Annotated in this window: 4 protein-coding genes; all 4 read left to right on the top strand. The window is 42.6% G+C overall.

The features are described 5' to 3' along the window. The first annotated feature begins 245 nt into the window (after positions 1 to 245). The 4 genes from FHS60_RS10230 (at position 246) to FHS60_RS10390 (ending at position 2783) form a co-directional block, all read left to right on the top strand. Positions 246 to 476, top strand: coding sequence for a hypothetical protein (locus FHS60_RS10230; RefSeq protein ID WP_183698172.1), 231 nt, complete (start codon positions 246 to 248; stop codon positions 474 to 476). A gap of 68 nt (positions 477 to 544) precedes the next feature. Next, positions 545 to 2113, top strand: a complete 1569-nt coding sequence (locus FHS60_RS10225) for a hypothetical protein (RefSeq protein WP_183698170.1) — start codon at positions 545 to 547, stop codon at positions 2111 to 2113. Between the two features lie 167 nt (positions 2114 to 2280). After that, positions 2281 to 2532 carry a DUF4372 domain-containing protein gene (locus FHS60_RS10395; protein WP_244957492.1) on the top strand — a complete coding sequence of 84 codons (252 nt, stop codon included), beginning with the start codon at positions 2281 to 2283 and terminating at the stop codon, positions 2530 to 2532. A gap of 14 nt (positions 2533 to 2546) precedes the next feature. After that, positions 2547 to 2783 carry a transposase gene (locus tag FHS60_RS10390; RefSeq protein WP_338081936.1) on the top strand — a complete coding sequence of 79 codons (237 nt, stop codon included), beginning with the start codon at positions 2547 to 2549 and terminating at the stop codon, positions 2781 to 2783. The last annotated feature ends 671 nt before the right edge of the window (positions 2784 to 3454 follow it).

Raw genomic sequence — 3454 nt, 5'->3', positions numbered from 1 at the left:
ATATAGTATAGGCGTACTTCCGCTTATATTCTCTTCATTTAGTATTTTCTATATTACCGCTCTCGGCAGAAGCTCGCAGAGTAATTATAGGCAAAAGGACTCTTCTACAGTTCTTTTGCCCGACTCTCTATATCTTTTATTTAGTTTTTTTCTGTTCGGAAGGAGCAGAGATGAATATCCATTTTAGGTTTTTAGGATAGGAAAAGACTATAGAATATTCAATATATATATATACCCAAAAAAACATGAACAAGAATCAATTAAGAAGACGGGCATACCTGCCGCCCACAACGTGTGCTATTGCCACGAGCTGTGAAGGTAGGCCTCTTTGCGGATCCTTCGAAGGTGGCCATAATGGTGGCACTTCTGGAGGCGATCTCGGCGATAGTGGCGATAATGGGCACAATAGCGGTGAGTCTGGCGGCTCTATGGGCGACACCCGGAAAGAATGGATCAATTCCAGTTTGTGGGATTGAGAATCCTCCTTTTTGTAAAGAGTAACAAAGTAATAATCCGAAACGTAAGAAATTAACAACGAACGACAATGAAAACAAAAATCTATCTAAACATTCTCGCCGTAGGCATGTTAGCCTTTATGGGCAGTTGCGCAAGCGATGAGCCTATAGAACGCGGCAACGGGACAGACGGTGGCAGTTCTTCAGCGCTGACCTCTTTTTCCAGTGTGTCTCCCAATCGCTTAGTGAAGTATACTCCGCGTACCTCTATGGGTGGTCACGATTATCTTGCAGGTAGTCGTTTCTATTGGGAACTAGGTGATAACATCTATGTAAAGGACGACAACAATGCTTTGCAGAAGAGCAGTACGAGCAATATCTCTGCAACTCAACCCAGGGCACGCTTCCAAGTGCCAGGTGCATATACGGCTCAAAACACCTACGAGGTGTATTACACCGGTGCTGCAGCAGGTGCTACATCTGATAAGGTGATTATCTCAACATCTCAGACCCAGACCTCTCCCAACACCGCTAAACATATAGGTGGGGTGGGCGACTGCGGCACATCTACTGCTACTCGTGTGGGCGACCATTTTGAGTTTATGCTCAACCACAAGGCCGCCTATCTCTGCTTCCTGCCCCGCGTTACAAATGCTGAGCTTGGTAAGAATGTGTTTCTGACAAAGATTGTAGTGAAGTCGGACAATGCCATTGCAGGCGACTATACCCTCTCAATGGCCGGTCTTTCCTCTGCGCCTACGGCTAATGCTGCTACTGAAATCACCCTTACTACGCAGGGAACAACGCTTCCCAACGGATTCCCTCTGAGCAACACCGTAACGAGTGTGGCCACCAATGCCGCTTATATGGTCATTGCTCCTGGTACGCACTCGCTCACTGTGGACTATTACATCAAAGACCCAGTGACGGGTGTCGAGGGAGCAATCACCAAGACCCTGCCCACTGGTAAACTCTTCGAGGCAAACAAGGTGTATGACATTACTGCGAACCTTACGCCTACGGATTACAGCGACCGCAAATACTATATGTGGGATGCCAAACAGAACTACTGGTATGGCGTAAGCGATTATCCCATAGTGAATGGACAGAGTAATTCCAACTATGCACGGAATGATGCAGATCCGCGTTGGTTTAATACAATAAACAATAGTGCTCAAGCCTCATTCTCTTGTCAGACATGTCCCAATGTGAATGAAATGATTTGGTATTGTTTAAAAGGAAATCCTCATTGGGATAGTGAGCATGTCTGGAGTAGAGATTCACATCTTTACAAAGGTGGTATGTGGTTCAAGCGGAAAGCCAAGATTGCCGAAGAAAATGGTAAAAACATCTCTGACTTAGCCAATGCCGCACCTGATGGTAGAGATTTCCGTAACCTTTTAGAAGTTGTAACGAATAACTCTTTTACATTAGGTGTTCCTTCCATCACGGAAATAGAGAACTACTTCTACCTGCCTGCGTTAGGAAGTAGCTACAATGGGGCAATTGCAAGTATTGGAGTAGGAGGGCTATATTGGTCGCTGAATACAATACCGCATGGAAATAGAAATGCATACTATCTGGTTTTCTCCGCAGTGACGATATATGTAGGTAACGAAGATCGATACTGGGGCTTCTCTGTAGGGACATTTGAATAATTTTTCTATATAAATTATTAAGAAATTATTGCTGTCTAGTAAATGAGTACCTTTGTTCATGGTTATCAAGTTTTGTGGTAAAAAACAAAGATAAACCAAAAGGCTGAAGTCCATAGTTGGACTTCAGCCTTATTTTATGTGAGAGGAATAATTTTACCGGACAGCCGATGTACGGTCAGCTTATAAGTTTGCTCGACAAAGCTCAAATTCTTCGCATCAGTCATGAAAACGGCGGAGAACGCTATGTTAAGCACTTCGATGCTTGGCAACACTTGATTGCTATGCTCTATGCTGTGATTAAACGTTTGCAAATCATCGATTCGACGACTATTTCACTCTTTTCGAATCTCATTTTCAAAGGCGTCGGGCGACATCCTAAAACCGGTAAAAAGAAGGGGGCAAAGGAGGTGAGGAGTTAAAGCACCGAGCAAGAATCATCACCTACACTGACTGTAAGAAGCATAAAATAAAACTGATCTCGCTGCTAACCAATGACATGGAAATGTCTATTCAGGACATCATTGAGATCTATCGCAAAAGGTGGAAGATAGAATTACTTTTCAAACAGCTCAAACAGAATTTTCCCCTCAGATATTTCTACGGCGAGAGTGGCAATGCCATCAAAATTCAGATTTGGGTCACTTCGAGCACCCCGAAAAAGATTGGTTGAATATCTTGGATACCCACGATAATCTCCCCATGGAATTTTCTCTCTTTGACTAAGGGGGCTTACTTTTCCAAAAAGAAATCCGCAACGCCTATTGTTTGGCAGGGCGGATAGGGAAATCGTGACGATTTGAAGTTTAGCGGACAGCAATAATTGCGAAAGCAAAAGGAACGACTCTCTGTTTTTTTGCTCTGCTTTGAATGTTTACTTTTTAAATTGTAAAAATTCTTCGCAGTTTATAGCCTCGAGAATCGCTTGAAAACCAACTTCACTATCTGTGGACGAAAATAACGCAGATATGATGCACTACAGGATTGGCCTATTTTGAATTTGTCAAGGAGAAATTTTATTTTCTATACTACAAATTTTATTTTCTATACTACAAATTAAAAATACAATAAGGGAAAATTCAAATGCTCTGTACTGAAAAAGGTTGACAGTTCTGTTTGTTAAAAAATCTTTTGGTTGACAGCTCCTGAAGTTAAGTTTAGCGGAGGTTGTCATTGTTATTCCTAAATCTGTTTTAGGTTGACACTTGCCTTATGGTGGTAAAGATAAGGATTTTTAATTTATTTGGCATTCTATTTTATTTGCGATGGCTGCTAGAGGTATGAAAAACACCGAGGGGGTGCTGTCGGCAGGGGGCGAGTAGCCCCCGAGAGACATTGTGCTAT

Origin of the sequence: Alloprevotella rava (assembly GCF_014195585.1) — a bacterium.
GTDB lineage: Bacteria > Bacteroidota > Bacteroidia > Bacteroidales > Bacteroidaceae > Alloprevotella > Alloprevotella rava.
This window is presented reverse-complemented; position numbering and strand designations above follow the sequence as displayed.

Bases quoted from the DNA above. Each gene is read 5' to 3' on its own strand.
- FHS60_RS10395 (WP_244957492.1), top strand. From the start codon at position 2,281: ATGTACGGTCAGCTTATAAGTTTGCTCGACAAAGCTCAAATTCTTCGC.
- FHS60_RS10225 (WP_183698170.1), top strand. From the start codon at position 545: ATGAAAACAAAAATCTATCTAAACATTCTCGCCGTAGGCATGTTAGCC.
- FHS60_RS10230 (WP_183698172.1), top strand. From the start codon at position 246: ATGAACAAGAATCAATTAAGAAGACGGGCATACCTGCCGCCCACAACG.